We start from the raw sequence: 300 nt of genomic DNA, 5'->3' as shown, positions 1-300 counted from the left end.
GGCAATGTCCTGACCACCACCAACGGCACCTGGAGCGATCCTGATGGTGATGGCCGGTCCTACAGCTATCAATGGTACCGGGCGGACGATACCAGCGGCACGAATGCCACGGCCATCACGGGTGCCACCTCTTCCAGCTACACGCTGACCACCTCGGATGCGCATAAATATCTGCGTGTGGTGGTCACGGCCAATGACGGCAAGGGCGGGACGCAGACGGCCACCTCCACCTATACGGAGATCACCAACAGCCCGCCGGTGAACAGTGTGGTGCCGTCGGTGACGGGCACGGCGACGGTT

At 62.7% G+C, this 300-nt stretch carries 1 protein-coding gene; it reads left to right on the top strand.

Annotated features, from left to right (window positions below; translation table 11 throughout):
- A partial coding sequence (locus tag ACM9LZ_RS26090) for a hypothetical protein (RefSeq protein ID WP_416622412.1) occupies positions 1-300 on the top strand: 300 nt, incomplete at both ends.

The sequence above is a fragment of the Niveispirillum fermenti genome, from assembly GCF_048066175.1.
Taxonomy (GTDB): Bacteria; Pseudomonadota; Alphaproteobacteria; order Azospirillales; family Azospirillaceae; genus Niveispirillum; species Niveispirillum fermenti.
Note: the sequence above shows the minus strand (reverse complement) of the source record. Positions and strands in the feature narration are given on the sequence as shown.